The organism is Aporhodopirellula rubra, from assembly GCF_014192335.1.
GTDB classification, from domain to species: domain Bacteria; phylum Planctomycetota; class Planctomycetia; order Pirellulales; family Pirellulaceae; genus Rhodopirellula; species Rhodopirellula rubra.
In genome coordinates this window covers 112869-127932 of record NZ_JACHXU010000019.1, presented here as the reverse complement: position 1 = coordinate 127932, position 15064 = coordinate 112869, and the positions used below count along the sequence as shown (strand labels likewise).

General features: G+C 55.6%; 14 protein-coding genes and 1 tRNA gene. 3 read left to right on the top strand and 12 right to left on the bottom strand.

Annotated features, from left to right (window positions below; all coding sequences use genetic code 11):
• Positions 1–80: 80 nt before the first annotated feature.
• On the bottom strand, positions 81–368 hold the full coding sequence (locus FHS27_RS22515; protein WP_184307235.1) for a hypothetical protein: 288 nt from the start codon (positions 366–368) through the stop codon (positions 81–83).
• A 345-nt stretch (positions 369–713) separates the two neighbouring features.
• Between FHS27_RS22515 and FHS27_RS22510 the strand changes: the two genes are divergently transcribed.
• Entirely contained in the window at positions 714–1409 is a 696-nt protein-coding gene (locus tag FHS27_RS22510; RefSeq protein WP_184307233.1) for an FHA domain-containing protein, read from the top strand.
• Between the two features lie 18 nt (positions 1410–1427).
• Here the strand turns inward: FHS27_RS22510 and FHS27_RS22505 are convergent, their stop codons facing one another.
• From FHS27_RS22505 to FHS27_RS22475, 7 genes are all read right to left on the bottom strand, one after another.
• Positions 1428–1919 carry a hypothetical protein gene (locus FHS27_RS22505; protein ID WP_184307231.1) on the bottom strand — a complete coding sequence of 164 codons (492 nt, stop codon included), beginning with the start codon at positions 1917–1919 and terminating at the stop codon, positions 1428–1430.
• Positions 1916–2605: a hypothetical protein gene (locus FHS27_RS22500; protein WP_246420602.1), complete on the bottom strand. Its 690-nt coding sequence runs from the start codon at positions 2603–2605 to the stop codon at positions 1916–1918. Before FHS27_RS22500 ends, FHS27_RS22505 begins: the two co-directional genes overlap by 4 nt.
• The gene (locus FHS27_RS22495) at positions 2602–3084 is read right to left on the bottom strand and encodes a hypothetical protein (protein WP_315854662.1); all 483 of its coding nucleotides are present in this window, start codon (positions 3082–3084) and stop codon (positions 2602–2604) included. The genes FHS27_RS22500 and FHS27_RS22495 overlap by 4 nt, the downstream gene beginning before the upstream one ends.
• A complete protein-coding gene (locus FHS27_RS22490) occupies positions 3081–3614 on the bottom strand; it encodes a pilus assembly FimT family protein (protein WP_184307229.1) in 534 nt (177 codons plus the stop codon). Before FHS27_RS22490 ends, FHS27_RS22495 begins: the two co-directional genes overlap by 4 nt.
• 255 nt (positions 3615–3869) lie before the next feature.
• The gene (locus FHS27_RS22485; RefSeq protein WP_184307227.1) at positions 3870–4199 is read right to left on the bottom strand and encodes a prepilin-type N-terminal cleavage/methylation domain-containing protein; all 330 of its coding nucleotides are present in this window, start codon (positions 4197–4199) and stop codon (positions 3870–3872) included.
• Between the two features lie 233 nt (positions 4200–4432).
• The gene (locus FHS27_RS22480) at positions 4433–5230 is read right to left on the bottom strand and encodes a HisA/HisF-related TIM barrel protein (RefSeq protein WP_184307225.1); all 798 of its coding nucleotides are present in this window, start codon (positions 5228–5230) and stop codon (positions 4433–4435) included.
• A 6-nt stretch (positions 5231–5236) separates the two neighbouring features.
• On the bottom strand, positions 5237–5776 hold the full coding sequence (locus FHS27_RS22475) for a DUF2617 family protein (RefSeq protein ID WP_315854661.1): 540 nt from the start codon (positions 5774–5776) through the stop codon (positions 5237–5239).
• Positions 5777–6060: 284 nt separating this feature from the next.
• On the opposite strand from FHS27_RS22475, the gene FHS27_RS22470 reads away from it, so the two are divergent.
• Complete coding sequence (locus FHS27_RS22470; RefSeq protein WP_184307223.1) at positions 6061–6642, top strand: anthranilate synthase component II; 582 nt, start codon at positions 6061–6063, stop codon at positions 6640–6642.
• Positions 6643–7027: 385 nt separating this feature from the next.
• Here the strand turns inward: FHS27_RS22470 and FHS27_RS22465 are convergent.
• A tRNA-Gly gene (locus FHS27_RS22465) sits at positions 7028–7100 on the bottom strand.
• Between the two features lie 334 nt (positions 7101–7434).
• Between FHS27_RS22465 and tig the strand changes: the two genes are divergently transcribed.
• A complete protein-coding gene (gene tig, locus FHS27_RS22460; protein ID WP_184307221.1) occupies positions 7435–8949 on the top strand; it encodes a trigger factor in 1515 nt (504 codons plus the stop codon).
• A 192-nt stretch (positions 8950–9141) separates the two neighbouring features.
• Here tig and argJ read toward each other — a convergent pair whose 3' ends face one another.
• The 3 genes from argJ to FHS27_RS22445 all read right to left on the bottom strand — a co-directional run bounded on the left by argJ (position 9142) and on the right by FHS27_RS22445 (position 14878).
• On the bottom strand, positions 9142–10359 hold the full coding sequence (argJ, locus tag FHS27_RS22455) for a bifunctional glutamate N-acetyltransferase/amino-acid acetyltransferase ArgJ (RefSeq protein WP_184307219.1): 1218 nt from the start codon (positions 10357–10359) through the stop codon (positions 9142–9144).
• Positions 10360–10490: 131 nt separating this feature from the next.
• Complete coding sequence (locus FHS27_RS22450) at positions 10491–12560, bottom strand: flagellin N-terminal helical domain-containing protein (RefSeq protein WP_184307217.1); 2070 nt, start codon at positions 12558–12560, stop codon at positions 10491–10493.
• 278 nt (positions 12561–12838) lie between these two features.
• Positions 12839–14878: a flagellin N-terminal helical domain-containing protein gene (locus FHS27_RS22445; protein ID WP_184307215.1), complete on the bottom strand. Its 2040-nt coding sequence runs from the start codon at positions 14876–14878 to the stop codon at positions 12839–12841.
• Positions 14879–15064 lie beyond the last annotated feature (186 nt).

Sequence of the window (15064 nt, the reverse complement as noted above, 5' to 3'; positions counted from 1 at the left end):
CGTTTTAAACCGCTGACCAAACGCAATCAGAACGTGGTCCACCGTCTGGCGACGGTGGCTACGACAAAACTTGAACTGCTCTAGTCGTCGTAGTGATCGCGTGAGCCACGCTTCTCTTTCTTCTGTTTTTCGACCGTGATGATCGGGTCGCGATCTCGGCGGTCGACCACTTCGAAGTCCTCCGGCAGAGGAAGATCGTCGATAGTCAAGACGCCGCCGTCGAAGATCTCCGCCGCATCGAGTTCGAGCTGCTCGGGAAACTCATCCGGATGCCCGTAAACACGAACGCGTTTGATGTGTTGATTGTACCGCTTAGGTTTCTTGCTACCGCCAAAGGTGACCTTAATCGGCAGTTCCTTCTCTATCACGACGGAATTCCTTGCCCCATCGCGTGGGGACTTCTGATTGTTTCGGGGGTCGAGAAACTCGAATGAAATGGATCGGCCGGACGACTCTGCGACGGTACCGGCTCACGCCATCCATCGCGGCAGGACGCCACAAATTCCGAACGAGCGGAATTCTAGCCGATGGAATCCATTTTCCGCATCACCGAAAAGCCCCAAAAATACGGCATTCAATCACCCACCCCTCTAGTGGTGAAGCGGTTACTTAACACAAGTCTAACGATTCCTGAATCCTTCCAAACCGATTGGTAAGACCTGCACCTGTATCATGAACCCGTCCACCACTCATCCAAAACGGAACTGTGTCGCATGAGTTTTCTCGACGTGTTTGATTACCAATTGGTCTATCGCAACGGTGACCAACGAGGCGAAGTGATTCACATCGAGGAAGGAAAAACGCTGCTGGGCCGGAGTAGCAAGTGCCAAATCCACCTCCCCACCCCCGACATCAGCCGCCAGCACTGTGTGCTGGTACGGACGAAAACCCAGCTCTTCGTTTATGACCTCGAAAGCCGCAACGGAACGAAAGTGAACCGCCAAGCAATCGAACGCAAGAAGGCCGTCGAGCTCCGGCACCGCGACAAACTGCAGGTCGGCCGCTGGAAGTTTCGCTTCCTGATCAAAGACGCGTTGTCAGGCGAAAGCATTCGTGCGGAAAACAACACCGCGAAAAACGACACTGCGAAAAACACCGACATTGTCCAATCGCAATCACCCAAGAACGTCCTCAACGAACTCGATGCAATCGCGGAAGCCTTGGACATCTCTAGCGACGAAATCACGGACAACAAATCGGCGGTGCGTGACCCCAAAACATCAGCCCCCAAGCCGACCGGCTCGAAATCGAAAACGGACAAACCCGACGACCCCGAACCCAAACGCCCTCCGATCGATCCGAAAATCAAACGTGCACCGATCGGCCTGCCTGACAGCGCACGCCTTCAAGGCCCGTCGGACCCTCGCACCGCCGCTGACCAAACACTCCGCAAATTGTTCGGTGGATAATCGACGAACGCGTATCCGCTAAAACGCATCCCGAACGCGGATCACGGTGGGAGTCTTGGTAATCGGCGTCGCTGTGACCGGCGATGGTGTCTTGACCGGCGTCGCACCACTGACCGGGACCGGCCCACTGCCGTAGCGAATTTTTTGCCGGCGGATCACTGGCGAACCGGGATACAGCGATATGTCCATCTCGAGTGTTTGCTCCGATGGGTCAACGGATACGACTTTCGCCGTCGCGTTTTCAAACCCGGTGACCAACGCGAGCGTCTTATCGATTGGTGCCAAAACGGGTGCCGGATTGATTCGTTGATACGCGATCTGGCGATGCGTTAACGCATCCGCAATCAGTTTTCCCTGCACACTACTGAGCAGGACCGATCGACGGATGTTGAGCCGTCGGTGCGAGCGTGCGATTGCGATTGACGCGACCGAAATGACCGCCATCGCGAGAAAGCACAACAAGATCGCGGATCCACGTCGTGACCGACGTCTGACGTTCATTCGATTCATGGCGTCACCATAAATTGAGGTGCAAAGCAAACCTGAGTCGTCATCTTGGCCTCGCGATCCATTGGCCTCAACGTCGCCGATTCCTCACCTACCTTTTGCAGATGCAACCGTAGTTCAACGCCCACCACAATACCCGCCAAGGAGATGGGTTCATACTCAAAGTCACCGAGCGAACCGCTCACGCAAAGTGTTTCATTTCCGGAATCATCGACAAGAAACAGATCGGTACCGACACCGGACGAAGATTTGCGTTTGTCAAACTTGTACGTTCGGCTAGTGCATGCAATTGATGACGAATCCATTTTGACGATCCCTTCACTATCGTGAAACGATCGGAACCGGTCTGAGAGGAACCGCAGCGTTTGCCGTGCCTCCGCCGGTGCACCAACCACGCCTCGTGAGGCAGTGGCAACCCGAATCGACCCTTGCATCACACCAATAATCGACGTTGCCATCGCAACCACGATCATGACGCAGGCGACCGTTTCGACGAGCGATACACCACGGCGGACGCGTCTCGCAAAACCGCGATGCGATGAGTGCGGCCGCTCGTGGTTTGCTAACGTGGCAGCCGCCTCAACGTTCATCACGATCCCGCTTGTCGAATTCGCGTGCAACACCACACGACTATTCGCGAACGATCTTAGTCTTCTGTGGTCGCGGCTCGTTGCTAGTCGAATACTCATGGTCGGCACCACTGCGTTTGCAGACTTTCCTGAGGCTCGCCGGAGTCCAATCTGCGATTCCCATTGGTGTCCTGGTATGCGGTCGCGACAATCGTCAACAAATCAGGGATTGTCGGATCAACAGTAAACTCCACTCGCGTTCGTGCGTTCGCCACCGGGTTGTCCGACACGGCAGCCTCGACCGAAGCACCTACACTGTCGAACGCGGTAACGTCACACAACCCGATCTTGGTCGTTTCGAGCGCCCGTTCGGCTTCAAACAACAACGCGTCCTGCAACCCGATATACGCAATCCGTGTCGCCGACGCTCCCATCATCTTCATCGCGGGGATCAACAAGATCGACAGCACAGCGGCGCCCACGGCCACATCAATCAACGAGGCTCCCAAGCGTGGCGGCAACCGACGATCACGGTTCCCCCATCGTGATTTGACACGACAAGTATGGATGCCGTCGAGGTAGTTCTTTCTTTGACTCACGGTGACACCACCAATTCAATTTCACCGGACAACGAATACACGACCACGGTGGCCGTGGTCCCGTTGATCGACACCTGCCACTTGGTATCGCGACTCGGCGTACCATCGGGCCGAAAGACAATCGTCGATGCGCTGCTTTTCACTACCGCCCGCTCCTCTAACCAAATAGGATCAACCATCCAGTTCGATCCGACTTTTGCGGCAGCACCGAAATGCCCAACGCCATTGCTGTCGACGTCCGGACGGTAGGGACTCGGTTTGCCCGTCATCTCGATCGCGACGCGGCGCAACTTCGTCGCCGGATGGGTTAACGTGACATGCCGCACGCTGACTTCGCACTGACTCATCACCGCCGTCTCGCGTGCTAATCGCAAACAACGCAGCACTTCGTCGGCATCGTCCATCACGCCGGGGCGTGCAAGGAATGTGCGATTGACCGAGGTCAACGACAAACTCGCAATCGACAACGCCGCCGTCGAGATAAAGATCACCATCAACACTTCGAGCAGCGTAACGCCGTTTCGTCTCATGCTGTTACTCGGGAAGAATGGTGAATGGGATGCGACACGTCTCGGTCTAAATGAGGATCCACGAAACCATTTCGCGGAGGTTGGTTGAGTTTGATCATAAAAAAAGGAGGCCCGAAGACCTCCTTTGTCCGTCAACCGGCCTGCGATGCGTTGATGCAGCGACCGGTTATCAATGTTGGATTCGTAGAATCGGCATCTCGGCAATATCCCGGACGCTCAGCCTGCACTACGAAAGTTGCATTCTGTCAACGACGACTACGGCGTCGGAATCGAGAACGTGCCCGTAGCCTTGTCGTAGGTGTACTTGGCCAACTTGGAGTAACGAGTCTTTTCCGAAGCGGTTGTATTGGCGATGTATTTTTCACGCACCAAATACGCAATGCTCGGTGGGAAGTATCCTTTTTCCAAGTAGTAGGTTTGTGCCATCGCATTCAGCGAGGCCACATCTTGGACCGCGAGTTTGTCTTCGCTCTTCTGGCGCATCGGGGCAACCGTTGCAACGGTAGCCGCAGCGACAACTGCGAGGATGACAACGGCAGCGATAACTTCCAAAAGCGAAAATGCGTTTCGTTTGTTGCATTTCATGGTGTGAACTTCTCAGCGAAAGGTTTTAAGGGGCACAAGGGCACTGAATAGATGGGCGGACCGAAAACTCCTCGATCAATCGACGAGGAACCGGCAGTACTGCAGGCAAAAGCTCGAATGAACCGCTTGCTTACTGAAACCTAGGTCAGAAATGTTCAGTGTGTGCCAGAATTAAAACTTTTTTCGCCTCGCTACCGGCATCATCAACGCCCCTGGGCAACAAAAACTTGCAATCATCGATTCGCGGCGCGGGGCAACAGAGCCGATGCGATCAGGCACGCATCACACCCCGCATCAAGCAACTCACCTACATCATCAGGCTGGCGACATCCTCCGCCCGAAATCCATTGCCAACCGTCAAATCGGCCGGACATGTCGCGGCACAAATCCACCGCACCGGAAACGCGTCCGGTCCCAACAACAGAAACATCGAGCACCAACGCGCGATTCAACCCGCAGCGTTCGGCGGTGCTCATCCAACGCCCGACATCGTTATCCGGGCCTACGAATCGCCCGTCGCGAAAGTCCACACCGACAATCAGTGACGAGGCGTCACACCGCGACGCTGCGTACTCGATTATTTCCACCGAGCTCGCCGACTCACTGGCAATGATCCAGTCAACGTGCGGACTCGGCTCGATTGACGAATCGAGCCAGTCCAACTGTTGGTCGATCTTCGCGTCACGCAAACCGACGTCGATCATCCACCGATTTGCCGAACCATCGAGCGACAGAAGCGACGCGATCATGTCTCGCTGAATATCGCCGCCGGTCAAAGAATCTAGGTCAGCGATGTAGAAACGCCCAACGCCAAACCGTTGGTACCATCGCACCAGTGCGGCAGGATCGCCATCAGCAACTCGCCGCGGAACCGATGCGGCTCGTTCGGTTTGCTCCGCATCAAAGAGCGGGCTCACCGGTTGATATCGTTCGCGGTCCCCGGCAATCGCGTGAACGGCGACGCCGGCTTTGAGATCGATCACACCGACCAGTTGTCCGGCATATCGAGACCAATCGTTACGATCAATCAATCACGTTTACTCGGGCAGACTAAACAACGACTCAACTTTGACGATCGCGTAATCGTCGGGAAAAGTGTGAATCGCTTGGATCAACAACGAATGTTGGCGTGTTTCAATATTCACGTAACTGATCGCACCAAGCGCCATCCGGCCGCTCGAACCGAAACGATGCAGCAGCCCCTCCGTTTGACCTTTGCCCAATTGTTGCCCAACCATCCAAAACATCTCCGCACCAACCGTTTCGAGTTGGAAGTGGGTGCGATATTCCAATCCGCTCTGACACGTCGCCTCTTCGGTGCGGCTGCCCTTGAGTGCCTGCTGGATTAAACAGCGGCGGGTCGGCAACGGTTGCCCCGAGCTCGTGGCGACTTCGCACAGCGTTGACTTGGCACCGTTGAACGTGACCACATGGCCACAATTGGTGATGTCAACTTTAGCGTCGTAATGACCGCGTTGGATCCTGCGCGACTGATGCACGACGATCAACTCGGGATGGATCGGTCGACTGAACAAACGAAAGGCGAGTTCAGCGACTTTGGGGCGAACCGAAATCACGTCGAAGAGTCCATGATGCAGAGGAAAACGTTTTGTCCGAAAATCGGCTGGCACAATCGTACCATCCCACCGAACCGAATCCGGCGGGTGAGTTAACATATACGGAGATAACAGAAGATTCGTTTTACAGCAAACGAATCGAACACGCTGCTCGTCCCAATTATAGGCTGAGTGCAACTGAAGTCTAAAGAGCGTTTACGTCTTGACTCGGGAAGAATATCCTTTCCGCTATTCTTCGCCGAATTCATCTTGACAATTGAAATCCCGTTCGCCGGAAAACCACCATGATGCTGGTCATCGATAACTACGACTCATTCACCTACAACCTGGTGCAACGCCTCGGCGAGATTGACCACAGCGTCGACGTCCGGGTCATTCGCAACGATGACCTCTCGATTGAAGAGATCGAAGAACTCGGCCCCGAACGGTTGCTGGTCTCGCCGGGACCATGCACGCCCAACGAAGCGGGCGTGAGTGTCGAGTGCGTTCGACATTTTGCCGGAAAAATTCCGATCCTCGGCGTCTGCCTCGGGCACCAGTCCATTGGGCAAGCCTATGGGGCCTCGATCGTCCGCGCCCCGCAACTGATGCACGGCAAGACCGACGGCATTGTTCACGACGATCAAGGGCTTTTTGCGGGACTGATCAATCCCTTCACCGCCACGCGATATCACTCGCTCGTCATCGATCCGCCAACGCTGCCCGACGAACTCATCGTCAGTGCCTGGACCGACACCGGCGGCGAACGCCAAATCATGGGCGTCCGCCATCGCGAGTTTCCCATGGAGGGATGGCAGTTTCACCCCGAGAGTTTCTTGACCGAACCGGGAATCGAATTGCTGACGCGTTTCCTGAAATGGTCGTGAAACCGGCCGTTTCGATACGACATGTCGAAATGACAAGCGGCCGATAAGAGATACGCAGCCAGGAGCCCTCGCGATCCATCGCCGCGTCGCGGATCCTCACTCGGTGGCGCTACTAACACTTCTGTAATCGACGTGATTTTCGGATCCGCAGCGACATTCGCTCGAATGTGAACCACGGCCTGACGACGATAGCTACCCGAAAATAAAACCGCCTCACTGCGGGTCACTCGGGTCACTTCGCCGATTGCAAGAAGGGCCGCAGAGCGAACAAGACATTTCACCGCGCCGCGAGCGAGATTTGCTCAAGTGACCACCGCGCACAAAAAAAGCCACCGATCAAAATTGATTGGTGGCTTTTTTTCATTCGACCCTGAAGGGATCGAAGAGCGGCTGATCGGATTCGAACCGACGACAATCACGTTGGCAACGTGATGCTCTGCCAACTGAGCTACAGCCGCGTAGAACAACCGGGTGCGTCGTTCACCTGTGTGACTCGCTCCCGTCGTGTGTGGGCTAGAGTATAAGTTCGCTTCCCGAGGTGACAAGACCGTGTGGCGTCTTTTTTTTCAACTGCGGTAAATTTTTTGACGGCCCCATTTTGGACCTCGATCGGACGAGGAAGTTTTCACCTGTCGGCTTGCCTTCTCGGCTGATCGGGCATTACACTTGCCGGATTGCTTCGGTGCCAACGTCGTGAAAGACGTCCTCCGAACGCCCCCAAAAAGATTCCCCGTCCCGCGGCGGCCCCTCCGATTTTGGGACGCCCTCCTCTGGCATAAGTAAGAATACAGGATGTCCACGTCCGTCGACACTGACACCATCGCGACCGACGAGTCGCCCGACAAGGCTCCATTGCAACTGGAAGTCACCGTGGAAAAACCGCACGCTTGTTTGCGTGAAGTGGTCGTTTCCATCCCGCGCGGCGAAGTTGAGCGTTACCTCAAAGACGCCTACGACGAACTCGTCCCCGAAGCCCAAGTACCAGGGTTCCGTGCCGGCCGAGCTCCTCGAAAATTGGTCGAGAAGCAATTCCGGGACAAAATCGAAGAACGAGTCAAAGGCTCGTTGCTGATGGACAGCCTCAGCCAAGTCACCGAGCAAGCCGAATTTTCCGCCATCGGTGAACCTGACTTCGAATACGAGTCGATCGAACTGCCTGAAGAAGGCCCGTTCAAATTCCAGTTCAAGATCGAAGTCCGTCCTGAATTCGAAACACCGGAATGGAAAGGCCTCGCCCTTAAGAAACCGGTCGAAGAAGTCACCGACGAAGAAGTCGACCAAGCGCTCAAACGAGTCCTGGCACGCTACGCTTCGCTCGAAGCCAGCGACGAGCCTGCCGAACTCGGCGACAAAGTTCTCGTCTCGGCCGTGTTCAAAGACGGCGACAAGAAACTGTCCGAAATGGATGAAGAACGCGTCACCGTCGCAGGCCGCTTGAGCCTCTCCGACGGTATCTGCGAATCGTTCGGCGAAATGATCACCGGTGCGAAAGAAGGCGATGTCATCACCGGCAAAGTCAAACTGAGCGACGGACACGCCGACGAAGATATGAAGGGCAAAGAAGTCGATGCTGAATTCAACATCATCGAAGTCCTCAAACTCGAACTTCCGCAACTCACCGCAGAATTCCTCGACGAACTCGGCGAATTCGAATCGGAGTCCGAACTGCGCGACTTCGTTCGCACCTCGCTCGAACGTCAAGCGAATTTCCGCACCGAGCAAGCAATGCGAAATGAAATCATTGCGAAACTCCTCGAGTCCTCGGAATTCGAATTGCCACCGACTCTCGTTCGTCGCCAAATGAAACGAGAACTCGACCGCAAGGTTCTCGAGTTCCGTCGCAGCGGTTTCGACGAAGACATGATCCGTCGCTTCGTCAACGCCAACCGCCAAAACATGCAGGCTGGCACCGAAGCATCGCTGCGTGAGCACTTCATTCTCGAGCAAATCGCTGAGAACGAAAACATCGACGCCTTGCCAGAAGAGTTCGAAGCAGAAATCGAACTGATCGCCGAGCAAAGCGATTCGTCACCGCGTAAGATTCGTGCCCGTTACGAAAAATCGGGACAAATGGATGCCCTCCGCAACCAAATCGTCGAACGCAAAGTCATCGAAATGATCTCCGGCGCAGCCGAAGTCACCGAAGAAGCTGTGACCAAGGAAGCCGAGAACGCCGACGAAGAATTCGCCGTCTACCACGAAGTCTTCCCGGTTCGCGATCTCGACGCGATCCCAGAAGCCAAGTACGACGACAACACTCCGAAGGGCGCCGAAGCCGAAATGGAAAAAGAGAAAGACAACGACTGATCGTCGTCCCTCTCAAAAAACCACGAAACGCGGCGAGCAACCCTCGCCGCGTTTTTTTGTAGAACAATTGCCCCCATCGCTCCCCACACCAGACCGCTTTCTCAAAAGGCAAAACGACGTTCGCCAGAACATGGTCCACCGTCTGGCAACGGTAGCAACGAAAGCTCAAACGCTCTCGCCAATCGAAAACGCTTAGGTCGTGTACAACGAATTGAACCGGACGTAATCTTCGGTCAAATCGCTCGACCAGTACTTCGCCGATCCGGAACCCGATCCGACGACGAGCTGCAACTTCACTTCCGAAGCCGCTTTCATCAGGCCGCTGAGCTCGGCGGCGTCGAATGGGAGCGGTCGTCCGTCGCGGAAAACGCTGCTTCCCTCGATGGAAAGAGCCGTCTTTTCGACTTCGATCTTTGGCCCCGCATACCCGGCCGCCGAAACGATCCGTCCCCAGTTCGGGTCACCGCCTTGGATTGCGGTTTTCACTAGCGGACTCGCCGCGACACATTTGGCAATCTCGAACGCGTCGACATCACTGGCCGCACCGTCAACGGCGACTTCGAAGAAGCGAACCGCGCCTTCACCATCCGCGACCAACAACTTCGCTAATTTCAAACTGACGTCCGTTGCCGTTTCAATAAATGTCGCGTTGTCCGCATCCGACCCGACGTCAGACGCCTGGCCGCTGCTCAGTAAGACGACGGTATCGTTCGTGCTCGTATGCCCGTCAACGCTCACGCGGTTGAACGTCCGTTCGACGATTCGCCGTAACGAAGTTTGAGCCGATTGTTCGGTCAGTGGAAAATCAGTAACGATTACCCCCAGCATCGTCGCCATATTCGGCGCGATCATTCCCGCACCCTTGCACATCGCGGCGATGCGGTAGGTTTTGCCGCCCGCCTGAAAACTCGCGGAGGCGTTTTTTCGAAATTGATCCGTGGTACAGATCGCATCCGCTGCGGCGAGAAAATGCCGTTCGCTATCGCCCAACGCCTCGCCGGCGAGCGAGATCCCCTTTTCCACCTTGGCCATCGGCAACCGATGCCCGATCACGCCCGTGCTCATCACGAGAACGTCTTCGGCATCGCAGCCGACCATCGCCGCCACGCGTTCGCACATGGTAACCGCGTCGTCGTATCCTTCCTGGCCCGTGCATGCGTTCGCATTGCCACTGTTAGTGATCACCGCTCGGCAGGTCGACCGCGGTGAACGATCGCGACAAACTTGCACCGGCGCGGCGAAAACTTGATTCGTCGTCGTCACCGCCGCCGCCACACAAGGTTGATCACTGACGATCAACGACACATCCGGTTTGCCACTCGCCTTGATCCCGCCGGTGGCGCCGGCGTACCGAAACCCGCCGGGCAATTCATGGGAAGATTCGGCGGGCGTCTGTTCGGGTTGGCTCATTTTGGATTCCAGCAAAGGTCACAATCGGATGAATGCCCCGGCATGGGACACCGCGGAAATGATACCAATTTCTAATTCCGCGACAGCCTGCCATCAAACACGGTTGGCTACGATTCAATTTCCGAAACTGGTTATCGCAAAAGTGACAGAACGTTCTGCGGATTTTGATTGGCGAGCGACAAAACATTCGTGCCCGACTGAACGAGGATCTGGGCACGTGTCAGGTTCGCGGATTCCTGTGCAAAATCGGCGTCACGAACCGAGCTTTCCGCCTCCTGCAAATTGGCCTTCGTTTCATTGAGCGAAACCAAATTGCTCGCCAGCGTTGTTGATTGAAACGATCCTAACCGTCCGCGTGCGTCCGAAACCTTTCCGATCACCTCGTCAATGATCTTGGCCGCTCCAGAAATATCCGCACTCAGACTTTTCGCTTGGCCACTACCGAGTTCGTACAGTCGTCCAGAAACGCCTCCGAGTTTCCCGGTGGAGACACTGCCGATCCCCAACCGTGCTTGCTGTTGGCTGTTAACGCCCGGCCCGAGTTGAAACGACGCCCCGCCTCCCGAGATCGAAAACTCAAAATCGGTCGTACTGCCCGCATCCACCGCAAGGCTCAAACTCACGCTGGACGTACTGATCGAGAATTCATTCCCTCTGCCGTTCGCTTGAACCCCGTTCACCCTCGCTTGAATATCTTTGCCCGTCACACGGGTCGCCGAAAGGTTCGACGCAAAACTGCCGTCATCCCCCTCATCGATTACCTCGATGTTGATGAGTGCGTCACTGCCATAATCGGAACTCGTGAATTGGAGTCCGCCTTCGGTACTGGCGACTACTCCCGTCGCATCACTTACCAAATTCACCGCCGCTGCAATCTGCTCAGGCGTTGTACCGGCACCAAAGTTAAACGTTTCGGAACCGGTGGCTCCATTGAGCTGAAAAACCAAATCGTCTTTCAGGGCGGCAGGTGCATCCACGCTTTCCGCGACGCTTGCTTCTGCAGGCAAATCAGAAGTATCAATCGTCAAATCGTCATACCACGTGGTGTCCTCCCCCTCACTGTCCACCACAGACGCGGAAAGCCCATCGTGCGCAGCAATTTTTGCGGCAATATTGGGAAGCGTGTTGTTGGCAACGTCCGTCCCCAACGCGACGTTAAGAGTTTCCGCCTCTGCATCATAAGTCGCCAAAACATCCGCGTCCGTACCAACGCTGTAATTAATCGTCAGTCCTTTCCCGTCCGCCCGCGTAACCTTGACTCCGAAGTCGACCTCGGTATTGCCCGCGGATGTTTCTGCAATTGGCGATGCTGGCAACGCGCCATCATAGAACGGCGCGTCTACGGAATAGCCAAACGGCACTAGTCCTGGGATCGCATCGAGCGCTAGATAGACTGAAGTCGCATCCCGAGAGAAAAGCGATTCTTCGCTATCGTATCGAATGGTCAGCTTGCCACCCGATAAACTCGCCGTGGTGGGGCCATTCAGGCCCGTATCATCGACGACCTCGATGGAGGTAAAATCCCCATACACCTGAATGCGGTTGCCATCGGCAAACTCGATAATCTGTTGGTTTTTTGTTGAAACGCTTGTGGCGTTTGTTGGCCCCACCGACGTAGCCTCTGAAAACGCCGCATCATCGATCGTCACGCTCGCCTGTTCGGCCGCCGATTCGATGTCCACGCTGACATCGAGCTTCTCCGCACGACCGAGCTTTGCCTGACTGATCGAAACATCTGTCACGCTGTCGACGGCGCTGATGTCGGTGACAAAATCTTGAGAACCGTCGAGCAGTTTTCGACCTTGGAACGTCGTCGTTTGCGCAATCCGATTAATCGCTTCGAGTGACGAATCGATCTGTAACTGGTTCGCGGCGACTTCCTCATCGCTCAACCCGCCGGTACTTCCCGCTTCGTTGACGAGACCGCGGATGTCATTGAGCAAATTGTTGACCCGACCGAGCGCGCTGTCCGCAGTGCTGATAATCTGGCTCGTGCGATTCGTATTGCTAATCGCTTTGGTTAGGCCGGTGATCTCACTACGCAGGCTTACACTCGCGAGCAGACCGGCGGGATCATCGCTGCCGGAGTTGATACGTAGGCCAGTCGACAACCGCGTGAGCGATTTCTGCAGGTCGACGTTACTGCTCTGAAGGCGGTTTTGCGCGACGAGAGACGAAACATTGGTGTTGATGCGTGTCATGTTGAACGACGACCACTGGGGCGTGTGGTGATGGCTCGAGGGGCGTTTTTAAGGGGAGTCCCATCAAGCGTCGTCAAATTGACTAAGCAGAGCACACAAGAAACCCTGGGGCACGAATAATCGTACCCCAGGGCCTCGAGCTCATTGCAATGTTGTCCCCCCGGACAATTTTTCGGATGATATCATCGTTACCGACGGAACCATCCGCATCTTGTCAGCCTTATGGTGGCTGACGTACCAATCACTGAGCCGGAGGATTACCCCGACTCAATTCGCGTTTATCGCAGGAGCGAAAGAACGTTTTGCGGGTTCTGGTTAGCGAGCGACAGAACGTTCGTTCCCGATTGAACGAGGATCTGAGCCCGTGTCAGGTTAGCCGATTCTTGAGCGAAGTCAGCGTCACGGATGGTGCTTTCCGCTTCTTGCAAGTTTGCTTTGGTTTCGTTGAGTGAGACCAAGTTACTTTCGAGCGTCGTGGATTGGAACGATCCCAATCGACCACGAGTTTGAGCCACCTTGCTGATGACTTCGTTGATCACGTCGGCCGCACCACTGACGTCGCTGGTCAAGCTCTTTGATTGGCCGCTGCCGAGCTCATAGAGACGTCCCGAAACACCACCGAGCTGACCGGTCGACACGCTGCTGATACCGAGACTTGCTTGCTGCTGGCTGTTCACTTCAGGGCCGAGTTGGAACGTTGCACCGCCACCGGTGATGCTGAAGCTGAAGTCGGTTGAGCTGCCTTCGTCAACGGTCAACGAAAGGTCGAGCGTTGCCGTGTTGATCGAGAGACTGTTGCCGTCGCCGCTGGCTTCGACACCGTTCACGCTTGCTTTGATGTCAGTACCGGTCGCACGAGTTTCCGACAGGCTCGATGCGAATGCACCGTCGTCGCCTTCGCTGATCACGTCAACGCTGACGAGAGCGTCGCTACCATAGGCGTCGCTACTCAACGTCACGTCTGTCGTGCCTTCTGCACTGACACCGGTGGAGTCGCTGACGAGGTTGATAGCGGCCTTGATCTGATCGACCGTGGTTCCTGCACCGAAGTTGAACGTTTCAGCACCGTCGCTACCGTTGAGTTGGAAGACGAGGTCATCTTTGAGACCAGCCTTGGTTGCCGTTCCGGTTGCTTCGGCAGGAAGATCGCCGGTCGCCACAGTCAGATCGCCGAATCCGGCCAAAGCATCGCCAGCATCGTCAACAATTTCGCTGGAGAGATCATCGAGTGCGTCGATTTTGGATTTGATGTTCGTCAACGAGTTGTTGGACGTCGTTGTTCCGAGGGCGACGTTCAGCGTGTTGGTATCCGCGTCGAACGTTGCAACGACATCGGCATCAGTTCCGGCGGTGTAGTTGACCGTGATGTCGTCGAGGCCTGCACCGGTGACCGTCAGCCCGACGTCCGTTCCATCGGAGGTGTTAGCGGATGCTGCTGCATCGCCCGTAACGACGGTACCGGTTCCGGGGCCATCGCTCGTTGCCACAATGCCTTCGATTCCGTTCAAAGCATCCAAAACGTCTTGAACGTCCGATGGGTCCGAGTCACCGTCGAAGGTGACTTCGATCGCCCCGGCTGTATTCACCGCCGATGCCGTGGCGGCGTGTGCGTTGTCTGCCGTCAGCGTAATGCTGGAGAAATCTGCGTTCCCCGTTACCGTAACAGTTTCACCGCCGACCGAGATGTCGATGGTTTTGGTCGCAACGTTGTTGGTTGCTTCGGGATCGATATCCGCTGCGTTGAATGCGTCGCTGCTGATCGAAACGCTGGCTTTCTCAGCTGCGGCCGTGATGTCGACGCTCACATCGATCTTGCCGGTCTTGCCGAGTTTGGCTTGATCGATCGAAGCGTCTTTCACCGTCGATACGCTACCAATCGTGCTGACGAAGTCTTGTGAACCGTCGAGCAGTTTACGACCTTGGAACGTCGTCGTTTGAGCGATCCGGTTGATTGCTTCGAGCGAGGAGTCGATTTGAAGTTGGTTAGCCGCAATTTCGTCGTCGCTCAGTGCACCGGAGTTACCGGCTTCGACAACGAGACCCTTGATGTCGTTGAGCAGGTTGCTGACCTGACCGAGGGCGCTGTCCGCGGTGCTGATGATTTGGCTGGCACGCTGTGTGTTACTGATCGACTTGGTCAATCCGGTGATTTCGCTACGAAGAGCTTCACTGGCCAACAAACCTGCAGGATCGTCGCTACCAGAGTTGATTCGCAAACCGGTTGAAAGACGTGTCAGCGAGGTTTGAAGGTCATTGTTGCTACTTTGAAGTCGATTTTGCGCGACCAAAGACGAAACGTTAGTGTTAATTCGAGTCATGTTGATATTCCCAAGCTGGGTTGATTGTTTTTTTTAAGTAACAACCCGGACCAACACTATTTCGTGGCCGGACTGGAACTCCACGCACGGAGGCGGGGCGTCCACCACAAACATGGCCCGCGATCAAGTGCCGTGCGCAAAAAACCCCAAGATTTTCCAACCCTCCCTACCGGCCAGGCCACACGC